15 protein-coding genes are annotated in these 20158 nt (G+C 69.6%); 6 read left to right on the plus strand and 9 right to left on the minus strand.

What is annotated here, in order from left to right:
• Positions 1–352 precede the first annotated feature (352 nt).
• The 3 genes from AB0E62_RS17030 to thyX form a co-directional block, all read right to left on the minus strand.
• Complete coding sequence (locus AB0E62_RS17030; protein ID WP_362193502.1) at positions 353–2038, minus strand: ribonuclease J; 1686 nt, start codon at positions 2036–2038, stop codon at positions 353–355.
• Positions 2039–2197: 159 nt separating this feature from the next.
• Complete coding sequence (gene dapA, locus AB0E62_RS17035; RefSeq protein WP_362193505.1) at positions 2198–3097, minus strand: 4-hydroxy-tetrahydrodipicolinate synthase; 900 nt, start codon at positions 3095–3097, stop codon at positions 2198–2200.
• A 210-nt stretch (positions 3098–3307) separates the two neighbouring features.
• Entirely contained in the window at positions 3308–4045 is a 738-nt protein-coding gene (thyX, locus tag AB0E62_RS17040; protein WP_362193508.1) for an FAD-dependent thymidylate synthase, read from the minus strand.
• Positions 4046–4233: 188 nt separating this feature from the next.
• Here thyX and AB0E62_RS17045 point away from each other — a divergent pair, with 188 nt between their 5' ends.
• Together AB0E62_RS17045 and AB0E62_RS17050 are read left to right on the plus strand one after the other, a co-directional pair.
• Positions 4234–4470: a hypothetical protein gene (locus tag AB0E62_RS17045; protein ID WP_030784786.1), complete on the plus strand. Its 237-nt coding sequence runs from the start codon at positions 4234–4236 to the stop codon at positions 4468–4470.
• A 102-nt stretch (positions 4471–4572) separates the two neighbouring features.
• Positions 4573–5127 (plus strand): hypothetical protein, encoded by a 555-nt coding sequence (locus AB0E62_RS17050; RefSeq protein WP_362193512.1) that lies wholly within the window; start codon positions 4573–4575, stop codon positions 5125–5127.
• A 96-nt stretch (positions 5128–5223) separates the two neighbouring features.
• Here AB0E62_RS17050 and AB0E62_RS17055 read toward each other — a convergent pair whose 3' ends face one another.
• The 5 genes from AB0E62_RS17055 to rpsO form a co-directional block, all read right to left on the minus strand.
• Positions 5224–5676 (minus strand): hypothetical protein, encoded by a 453-nt coding sequence (locus AB0E62_RS17055; protein ID WP_362193515.1) that lies wholly within the window; start codon positions 5674–5676, stop codon positions 5224–5226.
• Between the two features lie 13 nt (positions 5677–5689).
• A complete protein-coding gene (gene dapB / locus AB0E62_RS17060; protein ID WP_362193518.1) occupies positions 5690–6442 on the minus strand; it encodes a 4-hydroxy-tetrahydrodipicolinate reductase in 753 nt (250 codons plus the stop codon).
• 26 nt (positions 6443–6468) lie between these two features.
• Positions 6469–7848 (minus strand): pitrilysin family protein, encoded by a 1380-nt coding sequence (locus tag AB0E62_RS17065; protein ID WP_362193521.1) that lies wholly within the window; start codon positions 7846–7848, stop codon positions 6469–6471.
• Complete coding sequence (locus tag AB0E62_RS17070) at positions 7845–10064, minus strand: polyribonucleotide nucleotidyltransferase (protein ID WP_362193524.1); 2220 nt, start codon at positions 10062–10064, stop codon at positions 7845–7847. Before AB0E62_RS17070 ends, AB0E62_RS17065 begins: the two co-directional genes overlap by 4 nt.
• A gap of 329 nt (positions 10065–10393) precedes the next feature.
• Positions 10394–10684, minus strand: coding sequence for a 30S ribosomal protein S15 (gene rpsO / locus AB0E62_RS17075; RefSeq protein ID WP_030784803.1), 291 nt, complete (start codon positions 10682–10684; stop codon positions 10394–10396).
• 267 nt (positions 10685–10951) lie between these two features.
• Here rpsO and AB0E62_RS17080 point away from each other — a divergent pair, with 267 nt between their 5' ends.
• The gene (locus AB0E62_RS17080; RefSeq protein WP_030619136.1) at positions 10952–11245 is read left to right on the plus strand and encodes a DUF397 domain-containing protein; all 294 of its coding nucleotides are present in this window, start codon (positions 10952–10954) and stop codon (positions 11243–11245) included.
• A gap of 67 nt (positions 11246–11312) precedes the next feature.
• Here AB0E62_RS17080 and eccD read toward each other — a convergent pair whose 3' ends face one another.
• Positions 11313–12821 carry a type VII secretion integral membrane protein EccD gene (eccD, locus tag AB0E62_RS17085; protein ID WP_362194033.1) on the minus strand — a complete coding sequence of 503 codons (1509 nt, stop codon included), beginning with the start codon at positions 12819–12821 and terminating at the stop codon, positions 11313–11315.
• Between the two features lie 355 nt (positions 12822–13176).
• Here eccD and eccCa point away from each other — a divergent pair, with 355 nt between their 5' ends.
• From eccCa to AB0E62_RS17100, 3 genes are all read left to right on the plus strand, one after another.
• Positions 13177–17145 carry a type VII secretion protein EccCa gene (gene eccCa / locus AB0E62_RS17090; RefSeq protein WP_362193528.1) on the plus strand — a complete coding sequence of 1323 codons (3969 nt, stop codon included), beginning with the start codon at positions 13177–13179 and terminating at the stop codon, positions 17143–17145.
• A gap of 201 nt (positions 17146–17346) precedes the next feature.
• On the plus strand, positions 17347–17817 hold the full coding sequence (locus AB0E62_RS17095; RefSeq protein ID WP_362193531.1) for a hypothetical protein: 471 nt from the start codon (positions 17347–17349) through the stop codon (positions 17815–17817).
• Between the two features lie 8 nt (positions 17818–17825).
• Positions 17826–20120, plus strand: coding sequence for a DUF6571 family protein (locus tag AB0E62_RS17100; RefSeq protein WP_362193534.1), 2295 nt, complete (start codon positions 17826–17828; stop codon positions 20118–20120).
• The last annotated feature ends 38 nt before the right edge of the window (positions 20121–20158 follow it).

The raw sequence follows: 20158 nt of genomic DNA on the forward strand, positions 1-20158 counted from the left end.
GGCGTTGACTTTTGGCACGCTGTTGAGTTCTCAAGGAACGGTCGCTTCCTTTGTACTCACCCTCTCGGGCTTTCCTCCGGGCGCTTCCCTTCGGTCTTGCGTTTCCGACTCTATCAGATCTTTTCTCGATCCGATTTCCTCGGTGCTTTCCAGGTTCCCGCTCTCGCGTTTCCCTTTCCGGCGGTTCCGACTTTATCAGAAGTTCTGAGCCGGTTTTCCCACCCGCTCCGGGCGACCATGTCCAGCACCTGAAGTGCTGGGGTTCCCGGGTGGGCGGAGCCGTAAACGTACTGGAGCGGGGCGCCTCGATGCAAATCGAGGCGCCCCGCTCCAGGTCAGTGCCGACGGGCCGTCAGACCTCCACGACCACGGGCAGGATCATCGGCCTGCGGCGATAGGTGTCCGAGACCCACTTGCCGAGGGTCCGGCGGACCAGCTGCTGGAGCTGGTGGGGCTCCACCACGCCGTCCTGGGCGGACCGCTCCAGGGAGTCCGTGATCTTCGGGATGACGGCGGCGAACGCCGAGTCCTCGATGCCGGAGCCGCGGGCCTGGATGTGCGGGCCTCCGGTGATCTTGCCGGTGGAGGAGTCGATGACGACGAAGACCGAGATGATGCCCTCGTCCCCGAGGATCTTGCGGTCCTTCAGGGCCGGCTCGCCGACGTCGCCGACCGACAGGCCGTCGACGTAGACGTATCCGGCCTGGACCTTCCCGGAGATCTTGGCCTTGCCCGCGACCAGGTCGACCACCACGCCGTCCTCGGCGATGACGATCCGGTCGTGCGGGACGCCGGTCAGGGCGCCCAGCTCGGCGTTGGCCCGCAGGTGGCGCCACTCGCCGTGCACCGGCATCAGGTTTCTCGGGCGGCAGATGTTGTAGAAGTACAGCAGCTCGCCCGCGGACGCGTGGCCGGAAACGTGCACCTTGGCGTTGCCCTTGTGGACGACGTGGGCGCCCCAGCGGGTCAGGCCGTTGATCACGCGGTAGACCGCGTTCTCGTTCCCCGGGATCAGCGAGGAGGCGAGGATGACCGTGTCGCCGTCGACGATGCGGATCTGGTGATCGCGGTTGGCCATCCGGGACAGGGCCGCCATCGGCTCGCCCTGGGAGCCCGTGCAGACCAGGACCACCTGTTCGTCGGGCAGGTCGTCCAGCGCCCGGACGTCGACCACCAGGCCCGCCGGGACCTTCAGATAGCCCAGGTCGCGGGCGATGCCCATGTTGCGGACCATGGAGCGGCCGACGAAGGCGACCCGGCGGCCGTACTCGTGCGCCGCGTCCAGAATCTGCTGGATGCGGTGGACGTGGCTGGCGAAGCTCGCCACGATGATCCGCTTGCGGGCGCCGGCGAAGACCTGCCGCAGGACGTTGGAGATGTCGCGCTCGTGCGGGGTGAAGCCCGGGACCTCGGCGTTCGTGGAGTCGGTGAGGAGGAGGTCGATGCCCTCCTCGCTCAGCCGCGCGAAGGCGTGCAGGTCCGTGAGGCGGTTGTCCAGCGGCAGCTGGTCCATCTTGAAGTCGCCGGTGTGCACCACCATGCCGGCGGGGGTGCGGATGGCGACGGCCAGGGCGTCCGGGATGGAGTGGTTGACGGCGATGAACTCGCAGTCGAACGGGCCGACGCGCTCGCGGTCCCCCTCCGCCACCTCCAGGGTGTACGGGCGGATCCGGTGCTCCTGGAGCTTGGCCTCGATCAGGGCCAGCGTGAGCTTGGAGCCGATCAGCGGGATGTCCGGCTTCTCGCGGAGCAGGAAGGGGACACCGCCGATGTGGTCCTCGTGACCGTGCGTGAGGACGATGCCCTCGATGTCGTCGAGGCGGTCCCGGATGGACGAGAAGTCCGGCAGGATCAGGTCGATTCCGGGCTGCTCCTCCTCGGGGAAGAGCACTCCGCAGTCGACGATCAACAGGCGGCCACCGTACTCGAACACCGTCATGTTCCGGCCGATTTCGCCGAGGCCGCCGAGCGGGGTGACCCGCAGGCCGCCCTGGGGGAGCGGCGGGGGCGGGCCGAGTTCAGGATGCGGATGACTCAAAAGACTCTCCTCAACCACGCGCGCCACGTACCGGTCGGGCACGTGGCGCGCATGACGTTCGTGCAGAAGCAGTTGTTGTGTGGGGTGCGGGCACCGGTGGCCCGCGTCTGCGGTTGTCGATTCAGTTGTGAAGCCCGTGCTGTGGTGCCAAGTCTTTAATCAGAGCTGTACCCCGCCGGCAGCAAGATCGATCTTGAGCTGGGCGATCTCCTCGGCGGAACACTCGACCATGGGCGAGCGCAGCGGTCCGGCGGGCAGGCCCTGGAGCGCGAGGGCGGCCTTGGTGGTCATCACGCCCTGGGTGCGGAACATGCCGGTGTACACCGGGAGCAGCTTCTGGTGGATCTCGGTGGCCTTGACGACGTCACCGGAGACGAACGCGTCCACCAGGGCGCGCAGGTCGGGGGTGACCAGGTGGCCGACGACCGAGACGAAGCCGACCGCGCCGACCGAGAGCAGCGGGAGGTTCAGCATGTCGTCGCCGGAGTACCAGGCGAGACCGGAGCGCGCGATGGCCCAGCTCGCGCGGCCGAGGTCGCCCTTGGCGTCCTTGTTGGCGACGATCCGGGGGTGCTCCGCGAGCCGGACCAGGGTCTCCGTGTTGATCGGGACGCCGCTGCGGCCGGGGATGTCGTAGAGCATGACCGGCAGGCCGGTGGCGTCGGCGACGGTCGTGAAGTGCCGGTACAGGCCCTCCTGGGGGGGCTTGTTGTAGTACGGCGTGACGACCAGCAGGCCGTGCGCGCCGGCGCGCTCGGCCTCGCGGGCCAGCTCGACGCTGTGGTGGGTGTCGTTGGTTCCGACTCCGGCGACGACGTGGGCGCGGTCGCCGACGGCTTCCAGGACGGCTCGTACCAGGTCCGATTTCTCCGCGTCGGTGGTGGTGGGGGACTCGCCGGTGGTGCCGTTGACGATCAGGCCGTCGTTGCCTGCGTCCACCAGGTGGGCGGCGAGCCGCTGCGCGCCGTCGAGGTCGAGTGCGCCGTCCGCCGTGAAGGGCGTGACCATGGCGGTGAGGACCCGCCCGAAGGGGGTCTGCGGAGTCGAGGTCGGAGCCATGGGTAACACGCTACTCGGTGCTGGATGCGGGGTCTGCTCGTGGGGTGTCGGGAAAGTCAGGACAAAGAAGGAGCCCGGCACTGCCTGCTCGGGGGTTCAAGCAGTGCCGGGTCCGTTTGATCAGGCTAGATGAACTTCTACAAATGCCGCAATACGGACACTTCGCGAGGCTGATCCGTACGCCCGTTCCCGGTGCGGGGACAAGGTTCCTTACGGAGCCACACGCCCGTTCGCGTTGAAGGCGGCGTACGTCAACGGCATGAGCTTCGCCCACTCCGCCTCCATCTTCTCGCCCACCATCTCGATCTCCCGCTGCGGGAAGGAGGGCACCTTGGCCAGCTCGTGCTGGGTGCGCAGGCCGAGGAAGTGCATCAGGGAGCGCGCGTTGCAGGTGGCGTACATGGAGGAGTACAGGCCGACGGGGAGGACCGCGCGGGCGACCTCGCGGGCGATGCCCTGGGCGAGCATCTCCTGGTAGGTGGCGTAGGCCTGGCGGTACGACTCCTCCATGGCGCGTCCGGTCAGGGCGTGCTGCTCCTCGGTGCCCTCCACGAAGACGTACTTGCCCGGCCGGCCCTCCTGGACCAGCTTGCGGCCGGCGTCGGGGACGTAGAAGACCGGCTGGAGCTCGCGGTAGCGGCCGGATTCCTCGTTGTACGACCAGCCGACGCGGTGCCGCATGAACTCGCGGAAGACGAAGATCGGGGCGCTGATGAAGAACGTCATCGAGTTGTGCTCGAACGGGCTGCCGTGCCGGTCGCGCATCAGGTAGTTGATCAGGCCCTTGGAGCGCTCGGGGTCCTTGTTCAGTTCGTCCAGGGACTGCTCCCCGATGGTCGACACACGGGCAGCGAAGAGCACGTCGGAGTCCGCCGCGCTGTGCTTGACCAGTTCGACGGTGACGTCACTGCGCAGGTCGATCTTCAGCTCATCCGGGGTGCGGGTCACGGTTGGACAGGTCCTTCCCACTGCTGCTTGAGGTTCGCGCCCACTGTACGGGGGGACTCGGCCGCGAACGAAAGCGACCTTGCCTGCGATTTTTTCCGGACATGGGGCACCTTTTGTGTCACTCGAACGTCTTTACCGGTGAAGCATGCCCATTCGATCTTCGTTTCCCGAAAGGAGCGGCAGCCGCCATGTTCCGTCGGCGAGAACCCGTACCCTTCGCCTTCCTGGCCGAGGCGGACAGGTTCCGCAGCAATGTGACTCCCCCGCCCCGACAGCGAGCGTCCTTCGGTGAACTGGCCGGGCGCTGGCTGCTGGGCCTCACCCTCGTCGCCGGGATCGTGGGGGCCCTGATAGCCGGCATGCCGGCGCTCTCCACGCCGTCCGACGCGCCGGCGCAGCAGTCCCAGGCGTCCCAGGGGCGCTGAGCGCGGGGCGCTGACACGTCCGGACGCGCACGGCTGGTGGGCGCACACCCGGCCGGATAGCCTCCGGGCACAGCCCCCGCGAGGAGCGAGTGAGGACCAGCCGTGCCCCTGCCCTTTCCGACGGCCGACCGCACCTTCGAGACGGCAGCCGAGAGTGCCCTGCCCCATGACGACCCGGACCGCTGGCGGCGCCCCTACCGGCCAGGTCCCTGGCGGGTGGGCATGGCCGCGCTGTGGCTGCTGCTCGCCTCGTTCGTGCTGTTCGGGGCGGTGTTCACCGCGCTGACCGGCTCGGTGACCAGTGCCGTGGCGGTACTCGTCGCGGGGCTGCTGATCATCGCGGGCGCGCTGCGGCTGCTGCGCATGGGCGTGTGGGTGAGCCGGCGAGGGCTGCGCCGGACCGGCTTCCTGCGGACGCGCACGCTGCCGTGGGCGCGGGTGGTGTCGGTGCGGACGGTGCAGCGGCCGGTGCGCTGGCTGGGGCTGCCCCGCACGGTGCAGGGTCAGGCGCTGGCCCTCGTCCGCACGGATCTGCCGCCCGACGACACCCCGCCGCTGCTGACCACGCACACCCTGGATTTCCTGGGCCGGCCGATGGCCTTCGACCGGGCCGCGGACACGGTGGAGGCGTGGGCGGCGGAGTGCGGACGCGACTGACCGCCCCAAAGACGCCACCGGCGCGGGGTGCCGGGCCGCAGATGCCGGGCCGCGGACGCCGGGGCGCGGGTACGGCCGGGGCGTCGCGGGCCCGGGTCAGGCCCGCACGGGCTTTCCGTCGTGCAGGGCGATGGCCCTCTGCATGGCCTTGCGGGCCCGCGGGGTGTCGCGGGCGTCGTGGTAGGCGACGGCGAGGCGGAACCAGCAGCGCCAGTCGCCGGGGGACGCCTCCGTCTCGGCCTTGCGCCGGGCGAAGACCTCGTCGGCCGAGTCACGGTCGATCCGGCCGCTGGGCAGGCGCTTCAGCTCGTCCACCGGCAGGCCGCCCTCGGCCTCCAGTTCGGCGGCCAGCTGGTTCGCCCTGCGGACGAACTGGGTGTTCTTCCACAGGAACCAGACGCCGATGACCGGCAGGATCAGCACCGCCACGCCGAAGGTGACGGTGAGGAGCGTGCCGGACTGGAGGAGCATCACGCCGCGGCTGCCGACCAGGACGAAGTAGAAGACCAGGACGGCGGCCGTGACGAGGTAGGTGATCTTCGCGCGCATGACGTGTTCGGGCTCAGCTCAGGTCCAGGAAGTGTTCCAGGCCGAAGGTGAGGCCCGGAGTGGTCACCACGCGGCGGGCGCCGAGCAGGATGCCCGGCATGAAGCTGCTGTGGTGCAGCGAGTCGTGCCGGACGGTCAGGGTCTCGCCCTCGCCGCCGAGCAGCACCTCCTGGTGGGCGAGCAGGCCGCGCAGCCGGACGGCGTGCACGGGGACGCCGTCGACGCTCGCGCCCCGGGCGCCGTCGAGGGCCGTGGCGGTGGCGTCCGGCGCCGGGGCCGTGCCGGCCGCCCGGCGGGCCTCGGCGATGAGCTGGGCGGTGCGCGTGGCGGTGCCGGAGGGGGCGTCCACCTTGTTCGGATGGTGCAGCTCGACCACCTCGACCGACTCGAAGTACGGCGCGGCGAGCTGGGCGAACTTCATCGTGAGCACGGCGCCGATGGAGAAGTTCGGCGCGATGAGCACGCCGGTCTCCGGGGACCGGTCGAGCCAGCCCCTCAGCTGCGCGAGGCGCTCGTCGGTCCAGCCGGTCGTCCCGACGACCGCGTGGATGCCGTGGCGCACGCAGAAGTCGAGGTTGCCCATGACCGAGGCCGGGGTGGTCAGCTCGACCGCGACCTGGGCGCCGGTCTCGGCGAGGGTCTCCAGCTTGTCGCCCCGGCCGAGGGCGGCGACCAGTTCCATGTCCTCGGCGGCCTCGACCGCCTTGACCGCCTCGGAACCGATCCGGCCCTTGGCACCGAGGACCGCCACGCGCAGCTTGCTCATGTTCCTGCTTCCTAACCGGTGGTGTTTCAGGCGACCGCGTCGTGCAGCCGGGCGGCCTGCTTGTCCTTGATCGGACCGATGACCGACAGCGACGGGCGCTGTCCCAGGATGTCGCGGGCGACCGCGCGGACCTCGTCGGGGGTGACCGCGGCTATCTTCGCCAGCATGTCGTCCACGGACATCTGCTCGCCCCAGCACAGCTCGCTCTTGCCGATACGGTTCATCAGCGCGCCGGTGTCCTCCAGGCCGAGGACGGTGGAGCCCCTCAGCTGGCCGATCGCGCGGGCGATCTCGTCGTCCGAGAGGCCGTTCTGCGCGACGTGGTCGAGTTCGTCGCGGCAGATCCGCAGCACGTCGTGGACCTGGCTGGGCCGGCAGCCGGCGTAGACGCCGAACAGGCCGCAGTCGGCGAAGCCGGAGGTGTACGAGTACACGCTGTAGGCGAGGCCGCGCTTCTCCCGGACCTCCTGGAAGAGACGGGAGGACATGCCGCCGCCGAGGGCGGTGTTGAGCACGCCCATGGCCCAGCGGCGGTCGTCGGAGCGGGCGAGACCGGGCATGCCGAGGACGACGTGCGCCTGCTCGGTCTTGCGGCCGAGCAGTTCGACCTTGCCGGCGGTGCGGAGCGTACGGCGGCCGTCGCGCGGGGCGATGGGCAGCGCCTCCGGGTTCCTGAGGGCGCCGGCCTTCTCGAAGGCCGCGCGGACCTGGCGGACGACCTTGGCGTGGTCGACGTTGCCGGCGCAGGCGACCACGAGGTGGGTCGGGTCGTAGTGCTTCTTGTAGAAGCGGCGGATGCGGTCGGCGGTGAGGGCGTTGACCGTGTCGACGGTGCCGAGGACCGGGCGGCCGAGGGCGTTGTCGCCGAACATGGTGTGCGCGAACAGGTCGTGCACGCAGTCGCCGGGGTCGTCCTCGGTCATGGCGATCTCTTCGAGGATCGCGCCGCGTTCGACGTCGACGTCCTCTTCGAGGATCAGCGAGCCGGTCAGCATGTCGCAGACCACGTCGATGGCCAGGGGCAGGTCGGTGTCGAGCACGCGTGCGTAGTAGCACGTGTACTCCTTGGCCGTGAACGCGTTCATCTCGCCGCCGACCGCGTCGAGCGCGGCGGAGATGTCGAGTGCGCTGCGGCGGGCCGTGCCCTTGAAGAGCAGGTGCTCCAGGTAGTGCGTGGCGCCGTTCAGGGACCGGGTCTCGTCGCGGGAGCCGACGTGGGCCCAGATGCCGAAGGTCGCGGAGCGGACCGAGGGCAGCGTCTCGGTGACGATGCGCAGGCCGCCCGGGAGGGTGGTCTTGCGGACCGTGCCGATGCCGTTGCTGCCCTTGATGAGGGTTTGGGTACGGGCGACGGCCCGCGCCTCCGAGGAGGGGCGGGCCGTCGCCTTCGAGCTACGGGACGTCACTGCTCGGCGTCGTCCTTCGACTCGTCAGAGCCTTCCTCGCCCTCGATCACGGGGATCAGGGAGAGCTTGCCGCGGGAGTCGATCTCGGCGATCTCGACCTGGACCTTCGCGCCCACGCCGAGGACGTCCTCGACGTTCTCCACGCGCTTGCCGCCGGCGAGCTTGCGGATCTGCGAGATGTGCAGCAGACCGTCCTTGCCGGGCAGCAGGGAGACGAACGCACCGAAGGTGGTCGTCTTCACGACCGTACCCAGGTAGCGCTCGCCGACCTCGGGCATCGTCGGGTTGGCGATGCCGTTGATCGTGGCGCGGGCGGCCTCCGCCGAGGGACCGTCGGCGGCACCGATGTAGATCGTGCCGTCGTCCTCGATGGTGATCTCGGCGCCCGTGTCCTCCTGGATCTGGTTGATCATCTTGCCCTTGGGGCCGATGACCTCACCGATCTTGTCGACCGGGATCTTGACGGTGATGATCCGCGGGGCGTTCGGGGACATCTCGTCGGGCCGGTCGATGGCCTCCATCATCACGTCGAGGATGTGGAGACGGGCGTCGCGGGCCTGCTTGAGGGCCGCGGCCAGGACGGAGGCCGGGATGCCGTCCAGCTTGGTGTCGAGCTGGAGGGCGGTGACGAACTCCTTGGTGCCGGCGACCTTGAAGTCCATGTCGCCGAAGGCGTCCTCCGCACCGAGGATGTCGGTGAGGGTGACGTAGTGCGTCTCGCCGTCGATCTCCTGGGAGATCAGGCCCATGGCGATACCGGCGACCGGGGCCTTCAGCGGCACACCGGCGTTCAGCAGCGACATGGTGGAGGCGCAGACCGAGCCCATGGAGGTCGAGCCGTTGGAGCTCAGCGCCTCGGAGACCTGGCGGATCGCGTACGGGAACTCCTCGCGCGCGGGCAGCACCGGCACGAGGGCGCGCTCGGCGAGGGCGCCGTGGCCGATCTCGCGGCGCTTCGGGGAGCCCACGCGGCCCGTCTCGCCGGTGGAGTACGGCGGGAAGTTGTAGTTGTGCATGTAGCGCTTGCGGGTCACCGGGGAGAGGGTGTCCAGCTGCTGCTCCATGCGGAGCATGTTGAGGGTGGTGACGCCCAGGATCTGGGTCTCGCCACGCTCGAACACCGCGGAGCCGTGCACCCGCGGGATGGCCTCGACCTCGGCGGCGAGCGTACGGATGTCCGTCACGCCACGGCCGTCGATGCGCTTCTTCTCCTTGATCACGCGCTCGCGGACCAGCTGCTTGGTGAGCGAGCGGTACGCGGCGGAGATCTCCTTCTCGCGGCCCTCGAACTCCGGAAGGAGCTTCTCGGCGGCGAGCGCCTTGACGCGGTCCAGCTCGGCCTCGCGCTCCTGCTTGCCGGCGATGGTGAGCGCCTGGGCCAGCTCGGGGCGGACGGCCGCGGTCAGGGCCTCGAACACGTCGTCCTGGTAGTCCAGGAAGATCGGGAACTCGGCGGTCGGCTTGGCGGCCTTGGCGGCGAGGTCGGCCTGGGCGCGGCACAGCACCTTGATGAAGGGCTTGGCGGCCTCCAGACCGGCGGCGACGACCTCCTCGGTCGGCGCCCCTGCGCCGCCCTCGACCAGCTTGATGGTCTTCTCGGTGGCCTCGGCCTCGACCATCATGATCGCGACGTCGCCGTCCTCCAGGACACGGCCGGCGACGACCATGTCGAAGACGGCGTCCTCCAGCTCGGTGTGGGTCGGGAAGGCGACCCACTGGCCGCTGATCAGCGCGACGCGGACGCCGCCGATCGGGCCGGAGAAGGGCAGGCCGGCCAGCTGCGTCGACGCGGACGCGGCGTTGATCGCCACGACGTCGTACAGGTGGTCGGGGTTGAGGGCCATGATCGTGGCGACGACCTGGATCTCGTTGCGCAGGCCCTTCTTGAAGGACGGGCGCAGCGGACGGTCGATGAGGCGGCAGGTGAGGATGGCGTCCTCGGAGGGCCGGCCCTCACGGCGGAAGAAGCTGCCGGGGATCTTGCCGGCGGCGTACATCCGCTCCTCGACGTCCACCGTCAGCGGGAAGAAGTCGAGCTGGTCCTTGGGGTTCTTCGAAGCGGTGGTGGCCGACAGCACCATGGTGTCGTCGTCCAGGTACGCCACGGCGGAGCCGGCGGCCTGCTTGGCCAGGCGGCCCGTCTCGAAGCGGATGGTGCGGGTGCCGAAGGGGCCGTTGTCGATGACGGCTTCGGCGTAGTGGGTCTCGTTCTCCACTAGCGTTTTCTCCTCGTCTTCGTCCTGTGCCTGCCCGTGTGGCAGGGGGACGGCGTGTGGAGAGGCGCTCCGTGCGGTGCGGGCCGGTCTTCGATCGAAGCACCCGGGGCTTCTCCCCGGGGGCCACTACCGAGGACCGGCGGCGACTGGGTGCGCTTCTCCTCGTTCTGTCTTCTACGCGGTGCGTCGTGCTACCACACTACAAAGCGTGAGTGACACTCCGCACGTTTCCACGTGTACGGCCGTGGTGACCGTGTGTGCGGCTCAGTCCCGCATACGGCAAAGGGAGCGGTCCCCGAGTCGTCGGGAACCGCTCCCCTCATGGCGACTTACTTGGCGCCGCCCGCCGCACCGCGGCGGATGCCGAGACGGTCGACCAGCGCACGGAAGCGCTGGATGTCCTTCTTCGCCAGGTACTGCAGCAGCCGGCGGCGCTGACCGACCAGGATCAGCAGGCCACGGCGGGAGTGGTGGTCGTGCTTGTGGGTCTTGAGGTGCTCCGTCAGGTCGGAGATCCGACGGGAGAGCAGAGCGACCTGGACCTCGGGGGAGCCGGTGTCACCCTCCTTGGTACCGAACTCGGCGATGATCTGCTTCTTCGTAGCGGCGTCGAGCGACACGCGTACTCCTCATGGTGTGTGAGTGGCCACCGAGTGCCCCCGGTCTACGTCTCGGGGGAGCTTCCGTTACTCGGGAGGCGGGGATCCGCTGGGCGCGGCCTCCAGAACACGGACGGTTCCGGGGGTGCGTACACAAACGGCCGTCACTCAGGGTACCAGGCGATCGCGGGCGCCTTGCGCCCGGTCGGCGAACGCCGCCGCCCCGGTGGCGCGCGCCACTAGGGTGAGCCCCGGGATCGTACCTACCTCGGGAAGGGGTCGCCGCAGATGGCGGAAACGGAAGCGGAGATGAAGGCGCGCAAGGAGCGCGAGCGGGACGAGCTGTACGCGCTCGACATCTCGGGCGTGGAGTGGCACTGCGCGCCGGGTACGGAGGAGCACGAGGAGCGGGTCGAGATCGCGTACCTGCCCGGGGGTGCGGTGGCGATGCGGTCCTCGCTCGACCCGGACACCGTGCTGCGCTACACGGAGGCGGAGTGGACCGCGTTCGTGCTCGGGGCGCGCGACGGGGAGTTCGATCTGAAGCCGATGGCGCACAACGGGGGCCTGGACGTGCAGTGAAGTGAGCGGCGCGGCGTGAGAAGGGGCGGTACGCGCGCGTACCGCCCCTTTTCGCGTCGTGTCCGCGTCAGCTGGTCATGGCGCGGGCCTTGGCGTACACGTCGAAGACGGCCAGGGCGAGCGGGATCAGGGTGAGCAGGACGAAGCCCTCGCAGATCTCCAGGAAGCGGCCCCAGAAGGGGGTCAGGCCGCCGCGCGGCAGGATCAGGCCGAGGGCCGTGACCAGGGCCGTGGCCAGGGCGATGGCCGCGATCAGCCAGATGGTGCGGATGTCGAGGTCGGTGCGGTCACCGGCCAGGGCGGCGCGCATGACGTGGTCCGGCGGGTTGAGGGCGAGGCCTAGGCCGAGCAGCACCAGGCAGGTGAGGCCGGCGGCGAGCACGGGGGCGACCTGGGCGGTGTAGCGGAACAGGCCGGCGCGCATGAGCATGGCGATGCCGGTGGCGAGGGCGAGCAGCTGGGCCCAGACGTCGTCGGAGAAGCCGAGCACGGCGCAGGCGCCCACGGCGAGCAGCGCGCAGCCGCCGACCATGCCGACGAGGAGTTCGTGGCCGCGCCGCGCCTGTGCCTCGATGCGCTCGGTGTCCACCGTTTCCTGCGCGGCGGGCTCGGCGCCGTAGGCGGGGCGGGGGGTGCCGCCGCTGCTGGGGTTCTCGAAGCCGATCGGCAGCCGGGCGAACCGCATGGACAGGCCGGGCAGGAAGGCGAGCCCGCAGACGGCGACCGGGGCGCACAGGGCGGCGGTCTCCCGGGGGGCCCAGTCGGTGAGGGTCGCGATGAAGACGGCGACCAGGGCGACCGCGGAGGCGGACACGAAGGCGACGAAGGGGCCGTCGCCGTGCGGTGAGCACAGGGCGAGGACGAGGGCGGCGACGAGGACGGCCGCGCACGCCAGCAGGAACTGGAGTCTGCCGATGCCCTCCCCGGCGCTCAGCGGCAGCAGTCCGCTGCCGGCGACGCCGATGCCCGGCAGTGCGCCGAGGCCGAGGGCGACGGCCGAGCCGCGGTCGTCGTAGACGCGGGCGCGGACGGCGGAGAGCACGACGAGCAGGACGCCGGTGACGGCGGCGAGGATGCCGGCCAGGCCGTGCATGTCGTGGCGCGGGTCGGCGGTCCACGCGACGAACGCGAGCAGGGCGGGCAGCACACCGCCGCCGGCCAGGCCGGCGGCCCGGGTCAGGTCGCCGCTCCACAGCTTGTGCTGCTTGGTGACGGAGGAGGCCACGGCCTCGGCGACGTCGTCGAAGACGGCCGGCGGCAGGGACTCGGCGAACGGGCGCAGGGTGAGCAGTTCGCCGTCGAGGATGCGCTGGGCGGCGAAGGACCGGGCGCTGTCCAGCACGGTGCCGTCGGTGCGGACCAGGTGGTAGCCGACCGGGGCGCCGGCCGCGGGGCTCTGCTGGGACAGCCGGAGGATCTCCGGGTAGAGGTCGGCGACCGGGACGTCGTCGGGCAGGGCCACGTCGATACGGCTGTCCGGCGCGACGATGGTGACCCGGCAGAAGCCGAGTCCGGTGCCGGACCCGGAACCGGAAGGGGCTCCCGTCCCGGGTCCGCCGGTGGCGGCGGCCGTCATGCTCACCTGCTGCTCCCCCTCAGTGGTGGTGGTGCGTCTGTGTGGTGCTCAGTGGTGGTGGTGCGTCGTCGTGCTCAGTGGTGATGGTGCGTCCGTGTCGTGAAGGTCCCGTGCCGGTTCGCCCGGTGCGCGGCGACCCGGCTGCCGTGGGGCGGGATTCCGGGGCCGCTCCCCCTCTCCCTTGAGGGGTTTGCCCCGGTATGTCCAGCCTGCTCGGCGTGTGCTCACGCGAACATCCGGCACCCTACCGCTCACCCGTGGGGCGTGAACTCAGTAGGATCGCGCGGCGGCCTGCGCCCGCCGGACACGGGGCGGCGGGCGGAACGCCTGGGTCGGGCAAGGGAATTGGTGAGCGGTGAGCCAGATTGTCGTCAAGCGCCCCCCTAGGGCGCTTCCGTCCGAAGTGCCCACGGAAGAGGTCGTTGTCCAGCCACCGCCCGAATTGCCGCGGGGGCATCAGGAGAGCGTGCTGATGCAGCTCCTGCCCACCCTGGGCATGGGCGGCTCCGTGGTCTTCTTCTTCACGAACGGCCAGCCGTTCATGAAGATCATGGGCATGATCATGATCGCCTCGACGGTGGCCATGTCCATCGCGATGGTGGTCCGCTTCCGCCGCGGCTCGCAGGGCCAGCTGGCCGACATGCGCCGCGACTACCTCAGCTATCTGTCGCAGACCCGCCGGTCCGCCGTGGCCACGGCCGGGAAGCAGCGGGACGCGCAGTACTACCTGCACCCCTCCCCCGAGCAGCTCTGGGCGCTGGTCGCCGAGGGCAGCCGGGTGTGGGAGCGGCGGCCCGGCGACGAGGACTTCGCGCACGTCCGCATCGGCCTGGGCGCACAGCCGCTGGCGACCCCGCTCGTCGCCCCGGAGACGGGACCCGTCGAGCAGCTGGAGCCGCTGACCGCGGGCGCGATGCAGCGCTTCCTCGCCGCGCACGGCAGTGTCGGCGACCTGCCGATGGCGGTGTCCCTGCGCGCCTTCTACCACGTCACGGTCAGCGGCGAGCCGCAGTCCGTACGGGCCTCGGCCCGCGCCCTGGTCGGCTCGCTGGCCTCGCTGCACTCCCCGCAGGACCTGGTCATCGCGGTGGCCGCGGGCCGGGAGGCGCTGGCGCACTGGGACTGGGTGAAGTGGCTGCCGCACGCGCAGGCACCCGGCGCGGTGGACGGCGCGGGCTCGCGCCGGCTCATCGGCTCCGACCCGCGCGAGCTGGAGGACCTGCTGGCCACCCGGCTGACCGGCCGGCCGCGTTTCCATCCCGCCGCGGCGCCGCTGCTGGACGAACCGCACATCGTGCTCGTCCTGGACGACCTGTCCCTGCTGCCGGACTCGGTGCTCGCCAACCCGGAGGGCCTCCAGGGCGTCACGGTCCTGGAGGTGGTGCCGGGCGAGCTGACCACGGCGGGCGGCGACCTGTCCATCGTCGTCCAGCCCGGCCTGCTGCGCCTGGAGTCCGGGCACGGCGAGGTGTACGAGGGCAGCCCCGACGCGCTGTCCTACGAGTCCGCCGAGGCGCTGGCCCGGCAGCTGGCGCCGCTGCGCATGGCCTCCGGCGGTGACGACGACGAGCCGCTGCTCGCCAACCTGGAGTTCACCGACCTGCTCGGCCTCGGCGACGCGGCCTCCGTCGACACCAAGCGGACCTGGCGCCCGCGCGCCCTCGCCGAACGCCTGCGGGTGCCGATCGGCCTCGGCGAGGACGGCCGGCCCGTGATGCTGGACCTGAAGGAGGCCGCGCAGGAGGGCATGGGCCCGCACGGCCTGTGCGTCGGCGCCACCGGTTCCGGCAAGTCGGAGCTGCTGCGCACCCTCGTGCTGGGCCTCGCGGTCACCCACTCCTCGGAGACCCTGAACTTCGTCCTCGCCGACTTCAAGGGCGGCGCCACCTTCGCCGGCATGGCGCAGATGCCGCACGTGGCGGCGGTCATCACCAACCTCGCGGACGACCTGACCCTGGTCGACCGCATGGGCGACTCCATCCGCGGCGAGCTGAACCGCCGCCAGGAGCTGCTGCGCGACGCGGGCAACTACGCCAACATCCACGACTACGAGAAGGCCCGCGCGGCCGGCGCCCCGCTCCAGCCGATCCCGTCCCTGGTGCTGGTGATCGACGAGTTCAGCGAGCTGCTGACCGCCAAGCCGGACTTCATCGAGATGTTCGTGCAGATCGGCCGGATCGGCCGTTCGCTGGGCGTGCACCTGCTGCTGGCCTCGCAGCGCCTGGAGGAGGGCCGGCTGCGCGGCCTGGAGACCTACCTCTCGTACCGGATCGGTCTGCGCACCTTCTCCGCGGCCGAGTCCCGGGCCGCGCTCGGCGTGCCCGACGCCTACGAACTGCCGAACGTCCCCGGCTCCGGCTTCCTGAAGTACGGCACCGACGAGATGGTCCGGTTCAAGGCCGCCTACGTCTCCGGCGTCTACCGCTCCGGCGGCCGGCAGACGGCCCTGTCCGCCGGCGGGCGCCTCCCGGTGGACCGCCGCCCGGTGCTGTTCACGGCCACCGAGGTGCCGGTGCGGTACACGGCGATCCCGCAGCAGCGCACCGACTCCGAGCCCGAGGTGGACGAGGCGCTGGCCGACACCGTCCTCGACGTGATCGTGCGCCGGCTGGAGGCGCAGGGCCCGGCGGCCCACCAGGTGTGGCTGCCGCCGCTGGAGAGCCCGCCGGCACTCGACGCGCTGCTGCCGGGCCTGGCGGCGGTGCCGGGCCGCGGTCTGACCCAGCCGAACTACGAGGGCGCGGGCCGCCTGGTGGTCCCGGCCGGCCTGGTCGACAAGCCGTACGAGCAGCGCCGCGACCGCCTGCTCCTGGACTTCTCGGGCGCGGCCGGCCACATGCAGATCATCGGCGGCCCGCAGTCCGGCAAGTCCACCCTGCTGCGCTCCCTGATCTGCGGCTTCGCACTCACCCACACCCCGCACGAGGTGCAGTTCTACGGCCTCGACTTCGGTGGCGGCGGAATGGCCGCGGTGGACGGCCTGCCGCACGTCGGCGGCATCGCCTCCCGCCTGGACCCGGAGCGGGTGCGCCGTACGGTCTCCGAGGTGTACGGCGTCCTGACCCGCCGCGAGGAGTACTTCCGTACGGCCGGCATCGCCTCGATCGCCGACTACCGCGCGCGGCGCGCCCGCGGCGACATCTCGGTCACCGACCAGCCCTGGGGCGACGTCTTCCTGGTCATCGACGGCTGGGGCAACTTCCGTACGGACTACGAGGGCCTGGAGCCCGCGGTCCTGGACATCGCCGCGCGTGGCCTCGGCTACGGCATCCACCTCGTCATCACCGCGTCCCGCTCGATGGAGGTCCGCGCGAACCTGAAGGACCATCTGATGAACCGCCTGGAGCTGCGCCTGGGCGACGTGATGGACTCGGAGATCGACCGCAAGGTGGCGGCGAACGTGCCTGCCGGGGTCCCCGGCCGCGGTCTGACCCCGCAGAAGCTGCACTTCATGGCGGCGGTTCCGCGGATCGACGGCCTCACCTCCGACACGGACCTGGCCGAGGCCACGGCCGCGCTCACCACCGAGGTCGGACGGCACTGGCAGGCGCCGGGCGCCCCCAAGGTACGGCTGCTGCCGCGCCGGCTGGACGCGGCCGATCTGCCGCCGGGCGACCGCTTCCCGCGGCGGGGCGTCGCGTTCGCGCTCGACGAGGAGAACCTGGAGCCGGTGTTCGTCGACTTCGACCAGGACCCGTTCTTCCTGATCTTCGGCGAGAGCGAGTCCGGCAAGTCCAACCTGCTGCGGCTGCTGATCCGGCAGCTGACGCTGCGGTACGGCGGCGACGAGGCGAAGTTCTTCGTGGTCGACAACCGCCGCGCCCTGCTGGACGTGACCCCCGCCTCCCACCTGGCGGAGTACATCCCCATGTCCAGCCAGATGGACCATCACATGACGGCGCTGGCCGACCTCATGCAGCGCCGCACGCCGACGGCGGACGTCACACCGCAGCAGTTGCGCGACCGCAGTTGGTGGCGGGGACCGCAGGTGTTCGTCGTCATCGACGACTACGACCTGGTCTCCACGTCCAGCGGCAACCCGCTCAGCGGTCTGACGGAAATGCTGCCGTTCGCCCGCGACGTGGGCGTGCGCTTCATCATCGCCCGCTCCTCCGCGGGCGCGGGCCGGGCCTCGTACGAGCCGTTCATGCAGCGCATGAAGGAACTCGGCGCCCAGGGCCTGATCCTGGCCGGCGACCCGGCCGAGGGCGACATCCTCGGCGGAGTCCGCCCCCGACCGATGCCGGCGGGCCGCGGCGTCTTCGTCTCCCGCAAGCGGGGGAAGCCGTTGGTTCAGACGGGGTTGGTGGAAGTGGAGTACTGAGTCACCTCCCGGCCTGCGGCACCAGATGCGCACCTACCGGATCCCGGCAGCCATTCGACTGCCGGGATCCGGCGTTTTTGCGGCACGGCGGCCGAGGGACCGGTTACGGCCTACTTCACCGATTGTCCTTGCAGCGTCAGGCGGCTCGTCATTAGCGTCGCATCGCGCGCGGTGAATCGCCGGTCCGAGCAAGGAGCCCCGATGGCCTGGGATGAGTGGGAAGACCTGAAGCGTCAAGCAAGCACGGAAAGGACGCCCCGTACCCAGTTGGACCAACTGGCCGACAGCGCCGGTGGGGGCGGCAAGGACTTGATAGTGCACCAGGACGACCTGGGCGCCATTGGGCATGAGGCCTATGCGCTGCATGATGCGCTTCGCAAGCAGGCGGACATCGACGGCATGGGCTCCGACGGGCGGAGCGCCGGCACCACCGCGCAGGCCGCGAACGAGCTCAGGAGTCACGGTTTCGCCACCGGGCCGGCGCTGTCGAGTTCCGTCAGGACTTGGACGAGCCAGGTGAACTCGCTCCTGCAAGCCTGCGCGACGATCTCGAATCACCTCAATTACTCACAGAAGACCCATACGCACGATGATGCCCTGATCGCCGCGTCTCTGAAACGGGCAGACGGTTCCGCCACACCCGTATCCGAGCTGAGTAAGTACTTCAAGTAACGGGAGTCATGGTGACCGTCTCGATGAGCGGCCTGACAGAAGTCGATCTGAGCAAGCTGGAGGCCAGTGTCACCGACTGGAAGTCGGTTGTGGACAAGCTCGATACCTTGGCGACCAGAGCCGAGGGAGGGTTACGAGCCAGGGCCGAGAGCGCACGGTGGGCTGGAGTCAACTCTGATGTCACCCGCGAGTTCGTCCGTAAAACGGCCAAGGAGTTCAGGGACGCACACGCCGAGGCCGAAAGCATCTACAAGGTTCTCGACGACGCGCACAGGGAACTCGTCGCCGTCCAGAAGAAATTGAGGACTGCCCTCGAGGAGGAAGCTCCCGCGCTCGGCGTCAAGGTGTACGAGTACGGGAGCCAGGGCGAGGGCCCGGTGATCCATGTCTTCTTTCCTCACGACCGGACGACGGACGACACCCGCACCGAGGAGGAACTCGGCAAAGCTCACGAACTGGCGACGCGCATCGCCAACCTGGTGGCCCACGGCCAAGAGATCGATGCTTCGGTGGCGCGCGCCCTCGCCAAGAGCCACGGCAGCGATGCACATGACTTCGGGCACGAAACATACACTTCACTCGACGACGCAGAGCAACAGCGGGCCACCGAATTGGCCGGGTTGGGCACCAGGATGAGCGATCGCCAACTCGCAGAATTCAATTCCATTATCAAATGGAACGCGAAGAACCCAGACTTCAGCACAGCGTTCTACGCATCACTCGGCGGCCCCGAAAAATTGCTGGAGTTCTACGGCCGCATGTCGCTCGACGGCACCGAGGGCGATGACAAGAAGCGTCTGGAACTGACCAGGCAGCTTCAACGGAACCTGGGAACCGCGCTGGCCACCGCAACCGACCCGGACAACAAGGCACATCTGCCGTCTTCCTGGGGTGAACGGTTCAGAAAGTTGGGCACAAAGCCGATCGAGCTGTATCCCGGGGCAACGACCTTGCCTTTCGGTTATCAGATTCTCGGCGGCCTGCTGCGGTACGGACGCTATGACCCGAGATTCATCAGCCCGATCGCAGAACATATCGTCCAGCTGCATCACAAGAACCCCGATTTCTTCATGCGCAACAAGCCGATGCCGGGCGGAGCCGACACGAACTGGGGGTTCAACCCGTCGGGCAAGGACGGTGCCGGGTACGATCCGCTCACGAGCGTGCTCGAGGGGCTGGGGCACAGCCCCGAGGCGGCGAAGAAGTTCTTCTCCGACGACATCCGCCCGACGGTGTACAACGAGGACGGCACGGTGAAGAAGGGTGCCGCCTTGGGCTATACGTACTTCGATGAGTTGACGAAGAAGGATGTCGAGTGGGCGCCCGACAGCCTGGCGGCCCCCGGCAGCGACGCCGCCGCGCACGCCCGCGAAGGCGGGCCGGACGCTCTGGGCCATGCCTTGGAGGCTGCCACGTTGGGACACTCCTACGACGACCCGGCACCGACATTACGTCGCGACAGCGTCTCAGCCGCTGTCATGGCGAAGGTCGTGGAGACATACGGCGATCCGGAAAGGATCCAGGATCCCCTAGCGGACAGCCTCGGTCGAATGGGAGCCGGTTACATCGATGACCTGAACTGGGCCCTGAACGAAAACCGTACGGACAGTCTGTACTATCCGGCGAACTCGACCGGACACGCGCAGTTCGGCGATGGAAACGCAATCAAGTTCCTGAGTGCGGTCGGACAGCACCCCGACGGCTATTCTGAAATCTCTACCGCTCAGCAGGTCTACGGAACCACCGCCTTGGAATCCCAAGTTCACGACGGTCACATCAACCAGCCACACGCACGGGAGGTAGTCCGTACCGGGGCAGAGATTCAGGGCATCCTGGATCAATCCCGGGCGGACCAGGTCAGGGCCGAAGGACTCGCAAGGGACGAGGCCTACAACAAGAGCCTGGAGAAGAAAGCCGGCTGGATTCAGTTCGGTGCCGGTGTCGGTATCGCGGCCGGCGCCGCTTTCCTCCCCCCGGTGGCCGCAGCCGGAGTAGCCGGCACCCTCATTCCCGTGTTCACCGACGCCGGCACGGGCGCGATCGGACAGCAGATCGCGAATGTGATCAGTGACGGCGCCGAGACGATGCAGCACGACAGTGCGGCTTCCGTGCACCAACAGACCAGCGAAGTCTACCGAGTCGGCCACAAAGCCGCCGCGGCGCCAATGGAAAGCTTCATGCGCAACCACGGGATCCGTCACGACGACGATGGGTTCGGGCAGGACCTGGAAGAGGCTTTGAACAGCGGCTATGTGAAGGGTACCGATGGAGAAAGCCAGCGGGGGGTGCTGCCCAATGCCTAGCCGAACCGCTCACCGAACGAGGCCGCTGCTTCTCGGCG

Source organism: Streptomyces sp. NPDC038707, from assembly GCF_040636485.1.
Taxonomy (GTDB): Bacteria; Actinomycetota; Actinomycetes; order Streptomycetales; family Streptomycetaceae; genus Streptomyces.